At 42.0% G+C, this 17,198-nt stretch carries 14 protein-coding genes and 7 tRNA genes; 7 read left to right on the top strand and 14 right to left on the bottom strand.

Annotation, left to right across the window (positions count from 1 at the left end; translation table 11 throughout):
• Positions 1 to 732 precede the first annotated feature (732 nt).
• The 11 genes from A587_RS0119220 to A587_RS0119170 all read right to left on the bottom strand — a co-directional run bounded on the left by A587_RS0119220 (position 733) and on the right by A587_RS0119170 (position 6,144).
• A tRNA-Cys gene (locus A587_RS0119220) sits at positions 733 to 806 on the bottom strand.
• A gap of 11 nt (positions 807 to 817) precedes the next feature.
• Positions 818 to 893 (bottom strand) — tRNA-Gly (locus A587_RS0119215).
• Positions 894 to 936: 43 nt separating this feature from the next.
• Positions 937 to 1,023 (bottom strand) — tRNA-Leu (locus tag A587_RS0119210).
• A 21-nt stretch (positions 1,024 to 1,044) separates the two neighbouring features.
• Positions 1,045 to 1,120 (bottom strand) — tRNA-Gly (locus A587_RS0119205).
• Between the two features lie 57 nt (positions 1,121 to 1,177).
• Positions 1,178 to 1,264 (bottom strand) — tRNA-Leu (locus A587_RS0119200).
• 36 nt (positions 1,265 to 1,300) lie between these two features.
• Positions 1,301 to 1,374, bottom strand: a tRNA-Cys gene (locus A587_RS0119195).
• Between the two features lie 7 nt (positions 1,375 to 1,381).
• A tRNA-Gly gene (locus tag A587_RS0119190) sits at positions 1,382 to 1,457 on the bottom strand.
• A gap of 209 nt (positions 1,458 to 1,666) precedes the next feature.
• On the bottom strand, positions 1,667 to 2,212 hold the full coding sequence (pgsA, locus tag A587_RS0119185) for a CDP-diacylglycerol--glycerol-3-phosphate 3-phosphatidyltransferase (protein WP_010375584.1): 546 nt from the start codon (positions 2,210 to 2,212) through the stop codon (positions 1,667 to 1,669).
• A 42-nt stretch (positions 2,213 to 2,254) separates the two neighbouring features.
• The gene (gene uvrC / locus A587_RS0119180) at positions 2,255 to 4,078 is read right to left on the bottom strand and encodes an excinuclease ABC subunit UvrC (protein WP_017218903.1); all 1,824 of its coding nucleotides are present in this window, start codon (positions 4,076 to 4,078) and stop codon (positions 2,255 to 2,257) included.
• An 11-nt stretch (positions 4,079 to 4,089) separates the two neighbouring features.
• On the bottom strand, positions 4,090 to 4,740 hold the full coding sequence (gene uvrY, locus A587_RS0119175; protein ID WP_010606537.1) for a UvrY/SirA/GacA family response regulator transcription factor: 651 nt from the start codon (positions 4,738 to 4,740) through the stop codon (positions 4,090 to 4,092).
• Positions 4,741 to 4,998: 258 nt separating this feature from the next.
• Entirely contained in the window at positions 4,999 to 6,144 is a 1,146-nt protein-coding gene (locus tag A587_RS0119170) for a dicarboxylate/amino acid:cation symporter (protein WP_017218902.1), read from the bottom strand.
• 211 nt (positions 6,145 to 6,355) lie between these two features.
• Here A587_RS0119170 and A587_RS0119165 point away from each other — a divergent pair, with 211 nt between their 5' ends.
• The 3 genes from A587_RS0119165 to A587_RS0119155 all read left to right on the top strand — a co-directional run bounded on the left by A587_RS0119165 (position 6,356) and on the right by A587_RS0119155 (position 10,773).
• Positions 6,356 to 8,650, top strand: a complete 2,295-nt coding sequence (locus A587_RS0119165; protein ID WP_017218901.1) for a carbohydrate binding family 9 domain-containing protein — start codon at positions 6,356 to 6,358, stop codon at positions 8,648 to 8,650.
• A gap of 128 nt (positions 8,651 to 8,778) precedes the next feature.
• Positions 8,779 to 9,747, top strand: a complete 969-nt coding sequence (gene cysK, locus A587_RS0119160) for a cysteine synthase A (protein ID WP_010375573.1) — start codon at positions 8,779 to 8,781, stop codon at positions 9,745 to 9,747.
• A gap of 159 nt (positions 9,748 to 9,906) precedes the next feature.
• Positions 9,907 to 10,773 (top strand): substrate-binding periplasmic protein, encoded by an 867-nt coding sequence (locus A587_RS0119155; RefSeq protein WP_017218900.1) that lies wholly within the window; start codon positions 9,907 to 9,909, stop codon positions 10,771 to 10,773.
• Between the two features lie 97 nt (positions 10,774 to 10,870).
• On the opposite strand, the gene queE is transcribed toward A587_RS0119155, so the two are convergent.
• Positions 10,871 to 11,536: a 7-carboxy-7-deazaguanine synthase QueE gene (gene queE / locus A587_RS0119150; RefSeq protein ID WP_017218899.1), complete on the bottom strand. Its 666-nt coding sequence runs from the start codon at positions 11,534 to 11,536 to the stop codon at positions 10,871 to 10,873.
• Between the two features lie 123 nt (positions 11,537 to 11,659).
• Here queE and queC point away from each other — a divergent pair, with 123 nt between their 5' ends.
• On the top strand, positions 11,660 to 12,316 hold the full coding sequence (gene queC / locus A587_RS0119145; RefSeq protein WP_017218898.1) for a 7-cyano-7-deazaguanine synthase QueC: 657 nt from the start codon (positions 11,660 to 11,662) through the stop codon (positions 12,314 to 12,316).
• Positions 12,317 to 12,368: 52 nt separating this feature from the next.
• On the opposite strand, the gene cysB is transcribed toward queC, so the two are convergent.
• Positions 12,369 to 13,346, bottom strand: a complete 978-nt coding sequence (gene cysB, locus A587_RS0119140; protein WP_010375565.1) for an HTH-type transcriptional regulator CysB — start codon at positions 13,344 to 13,346, stop codon at positions 12,369 to 12,371.
• Positions 13,347 to 13,760: 414 nt separating this feature from the next.
• Here cysB and A587_RS0119135 point away from each other — a divergent pair, with 414 nt between their 5' ends.
• Positions 13,761 to 14,522 carry a hypothetical protein gene (locus A587_RS0119135; RefSeq protein ID WP_010375563.1) on the top strand — a complete coding sequence of 254 codons (762 nt, stop codon included), beginning with the start codon at positions 13,761 to 13,763 and terminating at the stop codon, positions 14,520 to 14,522.
• A 66-nt stretch (positions 14,523 to 14,588) separates the two neighbouring features.
• Here the strand turns inward: A587_RS0119135 and A587_RS0119130 are convergent, their stop codons facing one another.
• Positions 14,589 to 15,878 carry an NCS2 family permease gene (locus A587_RS0119130; protein ID WP_026001064.1) on the bottom strand — a complete coding sequence of 430 codons (1,290 nt, stop codon included), beginning with the start codon at positions 15,876 to 15,878 and terminating at the stop codon, positions 14,589 to 14,591.
• 121 nt (positions 15,879 to 15,999) lie between these two features.
• On the opposite strand from A587_RS0119130, the gene A587_RS0119125 reads away from it, so the two are divergent.
• Together A587_RS0119125 and A587_RS0119120 are read left to right on the top strand one after the other, a co-directional pair.
• Positions 16,000 to 16,449, top strand: coding sequence for a tetratricopeptide repeat protein (locus A587_RS0119125; RefSeq protein ID WP_010375560.1), 450 nt, complete (start codon positions 16,000 to 16,002; stop codon positions 16,447 to 16,449).
• 330 nt (positions 16,450 to 16,779) lie between these two features.
• Positions 16,780 to 17,175 (top strand): SulA-like leucine-rich domain-containing protein, encoded by a 396-nt coding sequence (locus A587_RS0119120; protein WP_017218896.1) that lies wholly within the window; start codon positions 16,780 to 16,782, stop codon positions 17,173 to 17,175.
• Positions 17,176 to 17,198 lie beyond the last annotated feature (23 nt).

The raw sequence follows: 17,198 nt of genomic DNA, 5'->3' as shown, positions 1-17,198 counted from the left end.
GTGCATTCTAAGCATTCCCGATTTTTTGTCAACACTTAATTTTGAATTTCTTTAGAAGTTTTCTTCCAAGCTCTCAAAGCTAAGTTTTACTCGACTACCAACTCGTTGACTTATTACTTTTCAGCGTTGCTCCCCGTGTCGGTGGATGCGCATTATAGGGCGATCCGATTTTAGTGCAACCCCTTTTTTCATTAAAACTTATAAAAAACGTTTATTCGAACAAAAAACAAACGAAACACATCAAAACAGTATATTTTTCACTCAAAAAGTTCGAATTGAAGTCACGCGAGTCTACATAAACTTTAAGCATCACTGTGGAACAACTAAACAAATGGCGTTATATAACATCTGTTAGCATATCAACTTGCCTACTTAAATATAGAACTCGAAACAAAACCAGGTCAATTCTTCTTTATGTAGAAAAGGTGTACGTAAATTATGTCGAAGTGAAAATGCAAAGCAATTACGAAGCAGTAGGTCTATCCAATAAGCAGGACTAGATACCAAAATGAAACCTTTTATCGAAAATATGAATTTAGGTGCGTTTATAAAGGTATTGAATACTAACTTTCGATTCTTCTTATTATTGGCTAGTAGCTATAGTAATGATTCTGGGATCTAAAGAAACAATGTTTAAGTAAAAGAAGATGTGGATAGATCTGTAACAGTGGAGTTCTTGGATAATAAAAAGGTAAATAAGTGGGATATTAAAAATAAAGAGAATATGCGATATGGAGGCGGAACCCGGAGTCGAACCGAGGTAGACGGATTTGCAATCCGCTGCATGGCCACTCTGCCATTCCGCCATGAAGAATATTGGAGCGAGTAACGAGGTTCGAACTCGTGACCTCGACCTTGGCAAGGTCGCGCTCTACCAGCTGAGCTATACTCGCATTCCATTTTTCACACTGGTAAATTTTATATGTGAAAAATAAATGGTGCCCGGGGCCGGACTTGAACCGGCACGCTGTTACCAGCGAGGGATTTTAAATCCCTTGTGTCTACCAATTCCACCACCCGGGCATCGGGTGTGAAAGCAAAAATTGGAGCGAGTAACGAGGTTCGAACTCGTGACCTCGACCTTGGCAAGGTCGCGCTCTACCAGCTGAGCTATACTCGCGTTCCGTTTTGTACATAAAAACCATTTAGATTTGTTACATACAAATCCCGATATAAATGGTGCCCGGGGCCGGACTTGAACCGGCACGCTGTTACCAGCGAGGGATTTTAAATCCCTTGTGTCTACCAATTCCACCACCCGGGCATCGGGCTTGCTTTCGCATGTGGATATGTTGAGAAATGGAGGCGGAACCCGGAGTCGAACCGAGGTAGACGGATTTGCAATCCGCTGCATGGCCACTCTGCCATTCCGCCGCAAATTTGGAGCGAGTAACGAGGTTCGAACTCGTGACCTCGACCTTGGCAAGGTCGCGCTCTACCAGCTGAGCTATACTCGCGTTCCATTATTTAAATCTACTTATTTAATAAGCTTCTTTAAACTTTAACTTGCTAGGTGATGTTATCTAAATTTCATTTAGATGACATACTGCCCTCTCAACACGGACGCATTCTACAGAAGTTCTGGAACGCGTCAACATAAAAAATGAATGTTTTGAATCGTTTGCTCAAAATTTATCTAAACCGCTGGGTTTATAATCATTTCAAGTCAAGAATTAGTCAATTCTCCTTTTGCAGCATAGAGATACTGGATCATAGAAACTAATGTAAGCAATGTCGCGATGGCTAAAAGTGCGTAACTTAGCATTGTCATCCAATCGGATAATTGCCAAATCAAACCTATAATAGCTAACATCTGTGCAGCTGTTTTGAATTTACCCAGCCAAGATACTGCAACACTTCCTCTTTTACCTTGTTCAGCCATCCATTCACGCAACGCAGAAATAACTATTTCTCTACTAATAATGACAACAGCAGAAATAGTAATGAAATAATTATCATAATGTGTAGCAAGTATCACTAAAGCAACACTGACCATCACTTTGTCGGCAACAGGATCTAAAAAAGCACCAAATGGCGTTGACTGTTCCAACTTACGCGCAAGATAGCCATCGAGGATATCGGTAACAGAAGCTAACCAGAAAATAAAAGCGGCGGCAAAAAACGCCCATGAATAAGGAAGATAAAAAACGACTGCAAACACGGGAATGAGTAGCAATCTAAATGTTGTGAGCGTATTTGGAATATTCCACATAACTACTTGGTATTGTCTTTTTTTCTATGTTCGCATGATTGCTTAAGCTTTGTCATGCAAATGATTAAATATCTTTTCAGCCATTTCAGGGCTGATCCCAGGAACTTGCTTTAATTGATGTATATTTGCAGATTTAACTCCCTGCATGCCTCCTAAAAACTTAAGTAGTGCCTGACGTCTTTTCTGACCTACGCCTTCAATCTCTTCAAGCACAGATTGCGTTCTTTGTTTTTGTCTTTTATTACGATGCCCTGCAATTGCAAAGCGATGTGATTCGTCGCGGATATGCTGGATAAGGTGTAATGCAGGTGAATCACTTTCAACATTCACCGTTTTACGACCACCATCGATTAGCAATGTTTCTAATCCTGGCTTTCGGCTTGTGCCTTTTGCAACCCCTATCAGTATCGGCATTTTATTGAGTTGCCAATCAGCGAAGAAAGATTCCGCCCTACCTAACTGCCCCTTACCACCATCAATAAAAATAATATCGGGTACTTTCGCTTCATCCGACATTTTGCCGTAGCGCTTATTTAATGCAAAATCCATCGCTGCGTAATCATCCCCAGGGGTGATCCCAGTGACGTTATATCTGCGATACTCTCTATTGTTTGGCCCTTGACCATCGAATACAACACACGATGCAACCGTGTTTTCTCCCATGGTATGACTGATATCAAAACACTCCATTCTTTGAATATCTGACAGCCCTAGCACTGCTTTTAGTTTGGCATATCGTTTGGTGATTGAGTCTTGTGCACTTTGTTTAACTTCAATACTGTTTTGCGCATTTTTATTTGCCAATGCAAGATATTGGGCTCGCTCCCCACGAACGTTACATTTGAAATTAATTTTGCGCTTCGAAACTTGGGTCAGCGCAGCTTCTAATGCACTTCCCTCTTCTATTTCGAATGGCAATACAATTTCTTTAGCAATTCTAGCGTGGTTACCCGTTGAAATATAATACTGTCCGATGAAAGAAGTTAGCACTTCATCTGCGCCAGAATCTTTTGGTACTTTTGGAAAATGTGTTTTCGTCCCAAGTACCTTATGTTCCCTTATCATCAGTACATGAATGGCCACTAAACCGTTCTTCTGCTCATAACCGATGACATCAAGCTCTGCAAAGTTTCCTGCAATGGACTGCTGTTCTTGCATTTGCCTTAATAAAGCAATTTGATCTCTGTGTTTCGCTGCTTTCTCAAAATCCAAAGACATACTGGCGCTTTCCATTCGTTCCACCAGTGCTGAAATAACGTCCTGAGAGCGTCCCGTCAAAAACTGTCGAACCATGGCTACTTGTTCTTGGTATTCTTCGTCGCTTACCTTGCCAACGCATGGTCCTGAACATCTTTTTAACTGATACTGCAAACAAGGTCGGCTGCGTGCGCGGTAATACGCATCTTCGCATTGCCTAACGGGGAAGATCTTCTGCATTAACCTCAGACTTTCCGATACTGCAGCACTGCTAGGGAAAGGACCAAAATACTCGCCTTTTTGTTTTCTACTACCACGATGAAATGCAAGTCTAGGATGTTGATGGGCGCTCAGGAAAATATACGGATAACTTTTATCATCTCTTAAGAGAATGTTATATCGTGGTTGGTATTTCTTAATTAAGTTATTTTCTAAAAGCAGCGCTTCGGTTTCGGTATTCGTTAACGTAACTTCAATATGGTCAATATTACTGACCAATACTCGCGTTTTGCTATCTGTGATATTTGAACGGAAGTAGCTAGAAACTCGTTTTTTGAGGTTTTTTGCTTTACCAACATAGATAACCTGGTCGTCCACATCATACATGCGGTACACACCAGGTTCTGTTGTTAATGTCTTGAGGAAAGGTTTGTAGTCAAATTCAGTCATTTAAAAAGAACTTAATGACTGCTATCTATATCGATCATTTTATGGCGAATCGCCAAGTGGGTTAATTCCACATCACCGCTCACATTGAGCTTTTCAAACATGCGATAGCGATAACTATTTACCGTCTTAGAGCTTAGGTTCAAGCGATCTGCAATATTTTGTGCTTTCTCACCTTTAGTGATCATGAGCATGATCTGCAATTCTCTTTCCGATAGCGATTGGAAAGGGTTTTCGTCATTGCGGCCACTAAATTGCGCAAGGGCAATTTGCTGAGCAATTTCTGGCGCAATATAACGCTGGCCAGCATTAACCGCACGTATTGCATTGATCATTTCATCAGGGCCAGCACCTTTTGTTAGGTAACCGTGCGCACCAATTTGCATTACCTTGCTTGGGAAAGGATCTTCACAATGTACGGTAAGCACAATAACTTTTACATCAGGACAGTAACGGCAAATCTTTTTGGTCGCTTCCAATCCACCAATACCAGGCATGTTCATGTCCATTAGCACAATATCAGGCTCACTTTGACGACAAAAGGTTACGGCTTCCTCACCGGTTTTGGCTTCTCCTACCACTTTAAAGCCACGCACATCATCTAAAATGCGTTTTATGCCAGTCCTGACAAGTTCATGATCATCAACTAAAAGCACATTAATCAATGGCACACCCTCTACATATATATTGGTAAAAGGAGCGAAGCAACCAACAGCCCCGCTTCCAGATGTTTGAGATTACCACATATTTTTTAAAAGCATAACGATAGAAACGAGAGAAAAATACAATTTTGATATGAATTAACTAAATAGTTAATTAATGAAATAAGCAGTTTGATTATAATTTCACCGCTTTATCATTTTAAAAGCAGCCGCTACGGCATTTAGCCATAGCGACTAATAGTAGATTTATTTTTATATGACTCAGCTTTGCTTTGAAAATTTATCGACCCAAAGTGCAATCACACCGTCACCGGTTACGTTACATGCTGTGCCAAAACTATCTTGCGCTAAATATAAAGCAATCATCAATGCCACTGCGCCCTCATTAAAACCAAGCATACTGGTCAATAGCCCAAGCGCAGACATAACCGCTCCACCCGGCGCACCAGGAGCCGCAATCATTACTACACCAAGCATAAAGATGAATGGCAACATTTCCGACAATGAAGGTACAACCATCTCAGGAGAAAGCAGCATCACAGCCATTGCGCAAGTCACTATGGTAATAGTCGACCCTGACAAATGGATGGTGGCACAAAGTGGTACGGTAAAATTGGCAACCTCTTCGTTAACATTATTAGATTTACTTGCACGAAGAGACACTGGAATAGTTGCCGCGCTCGACATAGTACCAATCGCAGTAAAATACGCAGGTAGCATATTTTTGATTAATTCCAATGGATTTCTACCAAGTAACAGACCGCTCACCACAAACAAAGTGCTTAGCCATAGCCAATGCATAATAATCGCGGCAAGCAATACCACGCCAAACGTACTCAGGGTGTCGAATACCGTACCTGCTACCGCCATTTCAGCAAAAACACCGGCAATGTAAAGTGGTAATATTGGAATAATGACTTTCGCAAGCAGTGCATCTACCACATCTCTCGCTTCGTCGGTGACGCCTTTAAGTTTAGTTAAACCACACTGGCTCATCCCAATACCAAAGATAAATGCAGTTGCAAGTGCCGACATCACTCCCATCAGCGGAGGGATCTCGATATTAATAAAGCTCTTAAGATGAGATTCTTCCACGGCTTGATAAGCAACACCACCGTCAAAAAATGGAATAAAAGCATTAACTAATAGAAATGCTAACGTGCCAGCAATAATGGTTGACCCATAAGCAAAGCCGACTGTCTTACCAAGCAAGTGGCCCGATCCCTTTGGTAAACCTGCTATACCTGAAGCAATAAAAAGCAGGATTATCAGAGGAATAGTAAAGCTGATAAGTTGCCCTATGATCACCTTGAAGGTGTATAAGAGCTCAACTAACACAGTCGGCAAGTACAGACCCGCCAACATACCAGCGACGATACCCGCCACTAGCTTCAATATAAGAGACATAGTTACTTCCTAGCAGATTTTCAAAGGCGTTGTTGTAACATGTTTTTGACCATCTTTGCTATTAATTCGATGGAGATAAATCGATTTGTACATTTTATGTATACATATTCGCCACCTAACGTAAATAATTGCAACTTGACGAAAATAAATTGTTTCAGCTCATTGCATATTATCTAATACTGACAAAAGTCTCTGTATAATAATTAAATTCATGCTCAAAGCTGTAACCTACTCTTTTGTCGCACTTAGTCTATCTAGCCAAACATGGGCACTAGACCCAAATAAAATCCCATTTATCGATAGCTCTGCAAAAATTGATGGTGTACTTGAAGCCGATATTTGGCAACGTGCATTAGAAATAGATATCAACAACATCACTTGGCCATACGAGAACCAATCAAGTCCAGTACAAACTAAGGCCTACGTATATGAGAATGGTCAATCTTTATTTATTGCTTTTGATGCAAAGGACCCTAATCCTGAGTTGATCCGCGCATTTTATCGTGACCGTGACCGCGCCTGGGAAGATGATCTTGTCGGCATTAAAATTGATTCATTTAACAACGCCCAAAGCGCTTATCAGTTTTTCATCAATCCACTAGGTGTACAACAAGACTCAATTGAAAACGAACTCACTAAAAGTGAGAATGGTTCTTGGAATGGGATCTGGGATAGCGTCGGAAAGATCAATAAAGACGGTTATGTTGTTGAAGTTGAAATCCCACTTCGTGTATTAAATTTTAACGACTCCCTCGAGAGCAAAACCATGGCTTTAGAGTTTCTGCGTTTTTATCCAAGAAATGAAAGGTTGCGTATCTCCAGCATGCAATTACAACATGCAAATTCTTGCTGGATCTGTCAGATGCCAAAATATCAAGGATTTGCTAAGGCTAAGCAAGGTAGTAACTTTGCCGTTATTCCAACACTTGTCACCAATAGGCAAGAATCTCGCGACATTAATGATGGTATCGCAGAGCCGTGGCAAGCCGACAATAATGTCGAGCCGGGTTTAGACGTAAAGTGGGCTATCACACCAGACACGACGCTAAACGCAACATTAAACCCTGATTTCTCACAAGTTGAAGCTGACACGGGACAATTGAGCGTTAACAATAGCTTTAGCCTATTTTTCCCTGAAAAACGGGCGTTCTTTTTAGATAATTCCGATTACTTTTCTTCTCACCTTAACCTTATTCATACTCGGAACATTTCAGCACCCGATTATGGCGTCAAGCTTACCGGTAATAAAAACGGTCACACTTTTGCAGGATTTATTGCCAACGATGAAAGACTCAATGTCGTTGTTCCTGGAAATTTAGGCTCGAGCGTTGTCTCATTAGAGAGAAACAGCCAAAACATGGCACTGAGATACCGTCATGACCTAAACAAAACCTTGTCAGTAGGCGTGACATCGACGACCAGGCAAAGCGACGACTATCGCAACCAAGTTGCGAGTATAGACGCCAAATACAAACCAACAGATAACGATACCCTACAAGTGCAGTTAATTGGCTCAGATACAGACTATGATAGCGCTTTTGTTGAATCGTTATGTGATAGTACGCTCGCTGAGTGCGACCTAAACGAAAGTGTACTCAGAGTGATTGACGAAGATGACCGTGGTGCTGGCTATTACGTTAATTATGAGCACAATCGCAAGCATTGGAAGGCATTTACCAGTTATCAAGCTCGCGATGCCGCACTTAGAACCGATATGGGCTTTATCACTCAGGTCGACTTTAATAAATTTCTTTTTGGCGGAGAGTACCGTTGGTATGGCGATGATAACAACTGGTGGAACCGTGCACGTTGGTACGCCGACTGGGATATTTCCCACAACGAGCAAGGCGAGTTATTAGAAAAAGAAGTGCAAACCAACTTTGCAGTTGACGGCCCATTGCAAAGCTTTCTTGATTTCGGTGTTGAACATAGAAAACGCACTGGACTGCGACATGATGAAACCCGCCTTGCGATTGACGGCAATACCGATCTATTTACCGAGAATTCACAGTGGACCTATATGGAGTTCAAGCCAATGGCCGGCGTTTTCGCAGGCTTGAACTTAAGTAAAGGAAACCGCGTTGATCTTGCAAACAACCGTCTTGGTGATTTGTACTTCGCCCGCCCAGTTATTAACGTCAATCTTGGCAAACATTTTGAAGTTAGATTGCGCCATACATTCGAAAAAATGAAAGCGAATGGCGCAAAAGTTTATACCGCAAATCTGAGCGATATACGCCTGACTTACCAATTTAACATTAATAGCTATCTGAGATTGGCAATCATCAACACGGATATTTCGAGAAACCAGAGCAATTATAACGATGATGTTGATGCGACTTATAAAAGCATCAGTACCCAACTGCTCTATTCCTACAAACTAAACCCACAAACCGTTTTCTTTGCAGGCTATTCCGATCATGGTTATCAAGACGATGATTTGTCAAAGATAACTAAAGACGAAAAGACGGTATTTATGAAGTTCAGTTATGCCTGGTTGATTTAAATATCAACCTTTAAATAACTATTGGCTATAAGCAAATTTGATATATCTTATAGCCAATCTTTCCTTTCGTTTTGCGAAATGCGCAGTAAAGTGATGGAATACAAGCAAACCTAGATTAGGGAACACAAATGACTAAAGTATATGCAGATAACAGTCTAACTATCGGTAATACACCGTTGGTTAAAATCAATCGCGTTTCTGGCGGCAATGTTTACGCAAAAGTGGAAGCGCGTAACCCAAGCTTCAGCGTTAAATGCCGTATTGGTGCGTCTATGATCTGGGAAGCTGAAAAAGCGGGCCTTCTTAGCGAAGGTAAAGAACTTATTGAACCAACTTCAGGTAACACGGGTATTGCATTGGCTTTCGTTGCTGCTTCTCGTGGTTATAAGTTGACACTTACTATGCCAAATACGATGAGCCTTGAGCGTCGTAAACTACTTAAAGCACTTGGCGCAAATTTAGTGCTGACAGAAGGCGCCAAGGGCATGAAAGGCGCGATTGAAAAAGCAAATGAAATCCAAGCAAGTAACCCTGAAAAATACGTGTTACTGCAACAGTTTGAAAACCCAGCAAACCCGAAGATCCACTTTGAAACAACGGGTCCGGAAATTTTTGATGCACTTGAAGGTAATATCGATTACTTCGTTGCGGGCGTTGGTACGGGTGGCACGATCACTGGTGTTTCGCGCTATCTGAAAAATGAAAAAGGCCTAAATGTTAAGTCAATCGCTGTTGAGCCAGTTGACTCACCAGTTATCACGCAAACCCTTGCGGGCGACGAAGTAAAACCGGGTCCACACAAAATTCAAGGGATCGGTGCTGGCTTTATTCCGGGCAACCTAGATCTTGAGCTTATTGATGGCGTTGAGTTGGTCTCTAATGAAGATGCAATTGCAATGGCACACCAGCTGATGAAAGACGAAGGTATTTTAGTAGGTATTTCTTCAGGCGCAGCCCTAGTTGCCGCAAAGCGTATTGCCGAGCAACCTGAAAATGCTGATAAAAACATCGTGGTTATTTTGCCAAGCGCTGCAGAGCGTTACCTAACTAGCCCACTCTTTGCAGACACATTCTCTGAACAAGAATTAGTGCAGTAAGACTAGAGCTTCATATTCTAGACTTTCAAGGGGCATCACTGCCCCTTTGTTTTTTATATTATTCCTTTTAATTTCACCTCCTTTCACTACACTTTATCTATTCGCTACGCTTTTTTGACTTCGATGACTGTAAAGACCTTGTTACTCTTGTTTTTTCTCATGTTTAGTAGCTTCATCTATGGGGAGAATTTAAACGTCGCCTACTTTAAGGGTGGTGAATTTCGCCTTGTTGCTGGAGAAAAGTATCAAGGGGGCTATCTATACAATAAGAAAGGCAAAAATGCCTTCATTCATATTGTGACATTAGATTGGCCACCTTATATCGGTGCAAACCTCTGCAATAAAGGCTGGGCCTTTCAGTTTGCCGTCGCACTGCTTACCGATTTAGATTATCAAGTGTATGTTGAATTTTTGCCTTGGGCTCGTGCCGTAAGGGCCGCAGAAACAGGCAAAGCTGATATTTTATTCCCAGAATACTATATTGAAGATTCAGCACCATCTGACAATCACAAGAATAAGACCCGCAGAGAGCTACTTGCCTTATCTAATGCCTTTCCTGGTGGCGAAATCGGCTTTTTGAAGCGAAGAGGTGAAGAAGACCGCTTTGATGGTAATCTAAACTCAGTTAAGAATGAGCTCATTGGCGTCGTGAGAGGCTATCAGAATACCCCCGAGTTTGATGCTATGATGGATAATGGTGAATTTGTTACAGTAGAAGCCGTAAATGATTTACAGCTAGTGAAATTACTCGTCGGTAAGCGCGTAAATTTAGTAATAGGCGATCCAAAAGTACTGCGCTTTACAGTCAATTATTCAGACTTACCTAGAGCTGAAAAAATTGAATTACTGAGAAACATAGAAAACGTGACACCGCCTATAAAGTACAATCACCTCTACTTTGCGCTTAGCAAGCAAAAACCACATTGGCGTGAATTGCTCAAAGACATCAATCGCAATCTCTATCAATTTGAGAACAGTGGCGAAACGCAAAGAATGATCGAAATGGTCAGTAACGAGTGTTATTAACCTCTACAAAGGGCTTAACGCCTAAGCACCGCGTTTGTTCAATACCTCTGCTTAAACACACCGCATTTTTAGCTAAAATACGCTTAGGCAAATCGCTTTAGTTAATCCCTAAATACTTGTGCACTTGAACTGATAAGCGCCAATTTTTCGCTTTGCAATTGTCTATTGCAAGCTTAGTGGCCTTGGCTTTTTGGCTGATTGGCTGAAGATACACTAGCTTTGGTTCAACCCCAGTTTGTGCAAATAACGCCTCTAATTCCTCAATATGCTTTTGCATCGCAACGGGGTGCTTTATCTCATCAGCACGAGCCATTGCACTTGGAAGTACTTTGTAACCCCCACGCATATTAATTTTTGGCGACACGGTAACCCAAGTTTCAGCTGGCGCGAGGATCTCAAATGTACCACTGGTTTCAATCTGTGTGCTGTACCCTTTGCTATGCAATAACTCGCATAACGGGCGAAGATCAAACATACAAGGTTCACCACCAGTGATCACCACATGTTTGGCTTGGTAGCCCCGCGACTCGAAAATCGCCAAGATCTCCTCAGCACTCGCGTTCGCCCACCACTCTGAGTCAGCCTTTTTTTCTACAGTGTTATCCAATGAAACAATAAAAGTGTCGTTGGTTTCCCACGTTTGTTTGGTATCACACCAAGCGCAACCAACTGGACAGCCCTGCAAACGTAAAAAGATTGAAGGCGTACCAGTGAAGCTTGCTTCACCCTGAATTGTTTCAAATATTTCGTTAACCTTGTACAAAATGGCCCCGTGTTTAAGATAAAGTTGTCGAAAAATACCGCGAGAAAATTGTCATTTCTCCAGCGGCCGTGTAGTATATCGCGCCCTGAAGTAAACCTCTATCAAAATCGAGGCAAATCACCTATGAGCGAAAAAGTTGTCGTAATCTATTCCGGCGGAATGGACTCTTACACTGTATTAAACAAGGCTGTCCGCGAGGGCCATGAGGTTTATGCACTGTCTTTTAACTATGGCCAGCGACATGTAAAAGAGCTACAAGTTGCCGCTGACGTATGTGCAAAACTCGGCGTTGCTCATAAGGTCGTTGATATTTCTGCTATCAATCAATTATTGTCAGGCTCTAGCCTAACTGATGACATCGACGTGCCAGAAGGCCACTATGAAGAAGAGAGCATGAAGAGCACGATTGTGCCTAATCGCAATATGATTTTGCTTTCTCTTGCGGTAGGTTACGCTGTCTCTCTAAAAGCAAATAAGGTATTTTACGGTGCTCACTCTGGCGATCATGCAATTTATCCAGATTGCCGCCCAGAGTTCGTTAAAAAGATGGATGATGTTTGTCGCATTGCGAACTACGACGCCGTTGAAATTGTAAGTCCTTACCTTAACAACTCAAAAATTGATATCCTGACTGACGGTCTAAAAATGGGATTAGATTACGCTGACACTTGGACGTGTTACAACGGCCGCGACAAAGCATGTGGTAAGTGTGGTGCTTGCCAAGAGCGTCTCGAAGCATTTGAACTAAACCACGCAACAGATCCACTCCCGTACGAATAACCGTATCGAAAAAGGCCTCTGTTGAGGCCTCTTCATATGCTGTTCAAGTGCTTCATTTCACAGGAAGCGTCATACCTTCAAACAGCTTGTCAATATCATCTTGATTTCGCAGCAAGCTTGCACGCTCTACCACATCTTTTGTGAGATGCGGTGCAAATCGCTCAATAAAGTCGTACATGTAGCCTCTTAGGAAGCTCCCTTTTCTGAAACCGATTTTCGTCGTACTTGCTTCAAATAGGTGACTTGCATCGATGCAAACTAAGTCGCTATCAGACTTTTCATCAAGTGCCATTGACGCCAATACACCAACACCGAGTCCTAATCTTACATAGGTTTTAATCACATCGGCGTCCGTTGCAGTAAACACGATGTGAGGCTCCAAGCCATGAGCATTAAATGCTTTATCCAGTTCTGAGCGGCCAGTAAAACCAAACACATAAGTGATCAACGGATATTTAGCGACGTCTTGCACCGTCAGTGCACTGCCTTTTTGTGCAAGAGGATGGTCTTTGGCGACCACAATACTGCGATTCCAGTGATAGCAAGGTAGCATGACCAGATCACTGTACAAGTGTAGCGCCTCGGTGGCGATAGCAAAGTCAGCATCACCTCGAGCGGCAGCATCAGAGATTTGCTGTGGCGTACCTTGATGCATATGTAGAGAAACCGCCGGGTATTTTTTCATAAACCCTTGGATCACAGGAGGTAACGCGTAACGAGCTTGTGTATGCGTCGTTGCGATGTTTAGTTTACCTTGATCTGGTAAGGTATGTTCATTTGCAACTGCTTTGATCCCTTCCACTTTAGAGAGGATCTCACGAGCAATATTAATAATTTCATTACCCGCGCCCGTAACATGCGTTAAATGCTTACCGCTACGGCCAAAAATTTGTACTCCCAACTCGTCTTCAAGCATGCGCACTTGCTTTGAAATACCAGGTTGAGAGGTATATAAACTTTCCGCCGTCGCTGACACATTAAGGTTGTGATTCAACACTTCGACGATATATCTCAATTGTTGTAATTTCATATTGCTTTTATTCTTATGATCTCTTGATGTTGAGCATCAGCCCATAGCAAAACCGCTTTTTTGTTAGCGAGTTTAGTGCAAAGCGATAAAAACCGCCTGTTACGACCTTATGTAGGCTAGCACATTTGGTAAAAATGAGGTAGCCAAGAGGTACTAAATATCAGCATTTTCACTGACGCTCCGACAGTCATTTGGCCAAATAGCGAATATTTTGACACGCTTTTGCAAACTCACGTGCTAAATCTGGCGACTATCTTTCACTAAAACTAACCGCTCATTTAGGCATCGGCTATACTAAAAAATAATGAATTCTTTATCTTTTTTACAGGTTATTGTCGTAAACCTGTTCAGAATAGTACGAATTCATGTAAGATTAAAAAATTACACTGGTGGTTACATGAAAGAGATTTCAGTATGTTTGTTTCTATTATAATAATGTTGATTGTTGCACTTATCGTCATAGCAGTTTGGGTAAGCGCGATCCAACAACATAAAGAGAAACAAGAAGCGGAGAGACGCAAAGAACTTGCTAAGCAAAAACGCGTAATAGAAGAAGCGGAAGACGTCATAATGAATGGCAGCAATATTCCGATGTCTGAAGTCATGATCCGTATTATTCAACGCCGCGTGCATGACGCTTTAGCCGCAATGGTGGAGTTGTCTCCTACTTCGAAAGAATTAAAAAGTCGTTTACACGAGTCGCAAGAGCGCTTAAATACTCAGCCTGAAAAAACAGCAGATTCAGACTCGATAGCACTTCCTGACAATGACAAACAAATTATCGCATTAGTTCAAGGCATAAAGAAATTACGCCAACTACTGCGCTCTGAGCATAGTAAAGGCAAAGTAGACACTCAACTGTTCGTTAATGAAGACCGCAGACTAGAGCGATTTCAGCTTAAAATCAATGTCGAAAGCCAGATAAAACGAGGGCTCTCAGCACGAACTGCAAATATGGTCGGTTCAGCAAGGCAATACTTTGAAAAAGCTTACGCTACAATTTGCGCCGTCTCATACAATGATGACTATGTAAAAGAGAAAAAAGCACAGCTGGAAGGTTATTTAGAAGAGATCAGCAGTGAACTTAGAGCGTCCAACGCATCAGCGGTGAAAAAGAAAGCAGAGCAAGAACAAGACGACTTGGACGTATTGTTTGCACCGAAGAAGAAGTGGTAACACCACAATTTACGTAAAAGGCTGGTCTCCCAGCCTTTTTATTACAAATGAAGTAAACCCGCCAGATTAACCAAAAGCAAACTTAACGATAAAGAGTACTGTCAGTACCCAAACGCTGATACTGATTTCATTTGCTTTGTTACACGCCAGTTTAACTGCCGTATAAGAAATAAAACCCAAAGCAATACCATGTGCGATTGAAAACGTGAGCGGTGTCATCAGTAACACAACACTGACCGGAATGGCATCGCTCATCTCATCCCAATTAATCAATTTTAGGTTTTGTAGCATTAATACCGACACATACAGTATCGCGCCTGCCGTCGCATATGCAGGAACCATTTGTGCCAATGGCGCAAAGAACATCATGAGTAAGAAGCAGATCCCTACGACCACGGCCGTCAATCCTGTGCGACCACCGACAGATACACCCGACACTGATTCGATGTATGAAGTCGTCGTTGAGGTACCGAGCACTGAGCCTGCAATCGTCGCAGTGCTGTCAGCTGACAATGCCCTACCCAACCTTGGCATACGACCATGTTCGTCAGATAATCCAGCCTTTTGCGTCACCGCAACCAATGTGCCACTGGTATCAAATAAATCGACAAATAAAAATGCAAACACCACACTGAGCATGGAAAGCTCAAAAATTCCGCTCAAATCTAACTGCATATAGGTCGGCGCGATACTTGGGGGCACATCAACAACCCCGTGATAATCTACAAGCCCAAGCCCCCACGCAACACCCGTTACCATTAAAATGCTGATAAGCACGCCACTTTTGACTTCACGGTACATAAGCGCCGCAATCACAAAAAAGCTCGCAATAGCTAATAGCGGGCCGGGAGAAGTGATATCACCAAGTTGTACTAATGTAGCATCGCTTGCGATAACAATTTTCGCGTTCTTTAGCGCGATTAAGGCTAAGAATGCGCCAATACCTGCCGCGATCGCACGCTTTAGCACAATGGGAATAGCTTGGATCACCCACTCGCGAACCTTGAATACGCTCAAAAATAGAAATAAACAGCCCGACATAAATACCGCGCCTAATGCACTTTGCCATGTATAGCCCATGCCAAGCACAACACCATAGGTAAAAAAGGCGTTTAAGCCCATTCCAGGCGCAAGCGCTAAAGGATAGTTAGCCCATAGCCCCATAATAAAACAGCCGATTGCGGCTGCGATACAAGTTGCTACAAAAGCAGCGCCGTGATCCATACCAGCTTCTGCTAGCATTGCAGGGTTTACAAAAACGATGTAAACCATAGTAACGAATGTCGTCAAGCCAGCAATCACCTCAGTTCTTACATTGGTGTGCATAGCTTGCAGTGAAAATAACCGCTCGAGCATAACTAAAATTACAAATTTGAGGAACAAGTGGTTGGATTTTAACACGAATCACTTTAAAACTCGGACAAAATAGTTAAAATTCAGCTACACTCTGCTTATCAAGATTATTGCGAATAAAGATATGGATCAAAATAGCACCGACAACTCAGCAAACCATGACTTAGAACAGCAGCTGCTGAATGTGCTTGAATTTGTTACGTCGCCATTAAAAGCGGACGCAAAATTCCCAGATCTTCATGACAATACCCAAGCTTTGAAAAAAGGTCTCTATTACCTAAAAGAAAAGTCTTTTCCGCTTGCGGCAAAATGGCTAAGACTGGCGGCGATGTCTGGTGATTTGAAGGCACAGTTCTTTTTAGGTTTGTTGTTTATGAAAGGTCAAGGAGTGCCACCCAGCCCCTTTCATGCAGCCGCTTGGTTAAGTTTGGCCAGCAGCCAAGGGCACAAAGGCGCCGAACAGGTACTACTAGATGTACGCCGCTTCCTTACAACTAAGCGCTTTAGAGATGCACAGTGCTATGCTGCAACACTTTACGAGCAAATTCATCAACTACAGCATATTAGCCAGTAAATTAAATTTGACTCTCCAAAAAAACGTAGGCTAGGCGTAGCTAAGCCTCTCTTAAGTAAACGTACGCTTTCCCTCTGCGACGATCAAAATGATACAGTAGGAAAACTACTGTATCGCAGCTGAGAAAACTTCCTTGCTTTACTCATACTGAACTTTCGTCAATTAAGCTCTCATTTCAAAAAAATCACAACCACTTGTTTTATAATGAAAATTTAAACTAAATAAAAATTAAGCTTGAATATTGATTAAAAAGCTAGCAATTTTCCTTGCATTCACACACTGTATAAACTACTGTATACACATACTGTATAGATAACCAGTGAGACAATTATGTTACACAGCAATGCACTTCTACAGCCAAACAATTCAACTTATTACACACTTAACGAAATCAATAATGTGATAGTTGAAGATGAGATCGTCGCTAGCTTAGAGTTACTTAAAGTTTTACATAAATGTCAGCATAAACAAGGCTGGACGCTACTCGTTGCACCCGATAATGTACCAAACAAGTCACTACTAGAAAGCGCTTCAGTTGATGCAAGTAAGTTGCTCGTCATTAGGCAAAAGCACATATACGACCTTGAGTATGTACTTAAAAGTGCTATCAGCAATGGTAATTTCGCTGCAGTGGTGATTTGGACTGATATTGCATCAGTGCAAACTATCAACAAAATGGAACTGCCGGTATCTGACGTTGCGATCCACTGTTTTCAAAGCGCTTAACAAGCTACAATAACAGGATATAA

Source organism: Pseudoalteromonas sp. NJ631, from assembly GCF_000276645.1.
GTDB classification, from domain to species: domain Bacteria; phylum Pseudomonadota; class Gammaproteobacteria; order Enterobacterales; family Alteromonadaceae; genus Pseudoalteromonas; species Pseudoalteromonas piscicida.
The sequence above is the reverse complement of the archived record's forward strand: the minus strand, read 5'-3'. Positions and strand labels throughout refer to the sequence as shown.

Coding starts and splice junctions, on each gene's coding strand:
- A587_RS0119125 (WP_010375560.1), top strand. CDS start 16,000: ATGGATCAAAATAGCACCGACAACTCAGCAAACCATGACTTAGAACAG.
- queC (WP_017218898.1), top strand. CDS start 11,660: ATGAGCGAAAAAGTTGTCGTAATCTATTCCGGCGGAATGGACTCTTAC.
- cysK (WP_010375573.1), top strand. CDS start 8,779: ATGACTAAAGTATATGCAGATAACAGTCTAACTATCGGTAATACACCG.
- pgsA (WP_010375584.1), bottom strand. CDS start 2,212: ATGTGGAATATTCCAAATACGCTCACAACATTTAGATTGCTACTCATT.
- A587_RS0119135 (WP_010375563.1), top strand. CDS start 13,761: ATGTTTGTTTCTATTATAATAATGTTGATTGTTGCACTTATCGTCATA.
- cysB (WP_010375565.1), bottom strand. CDS start 13,346: ATGAAATTACAACAATTGAGATATATCGTCGAAGTGTTGAATCACAAC.
- A587_RS0119165 (WP_017218901.1), top strand. CDS start 6,356: ATGCTCAAAGCTGTAACCTACTCTTTTGTCGCACTTAGTCTATCTAGC.
- A587_RS0119155 (WP_017218900.1), top strand. CDS start 9,907: ATGTTTAGTAGCTTCATCTATGGGGAGAATTTAAACGTCGCCTACTTT.
- uvrC (WP_017218903.1), bottom strand. CDS start 4,078: ATGACTGAATTTGACTACAAACCTTTCCTCAAGACATTAACAACAGAA.
- A587_RS0119130 (WP_026001064.1), bottom strand. CDS start 15,878: ATGCTCGAGCGGTTATTTTCACTGCAAGCTATGCACACCAATGTAAGA.
- A587_RS0119170 (WP_017218902.1), bottom strand. CDS start 6,144: ATGTCTCTTATATTGAAGCTAGTGGCGGGTATCGTCGCTGGTATGTTG.
- A587_RS0119120 (WP_017218896.1), top strand. CDS start 16,780: ATGTTACACAGCAATGCACTTCTACAGCCAAACAATTCAACTTATTAC.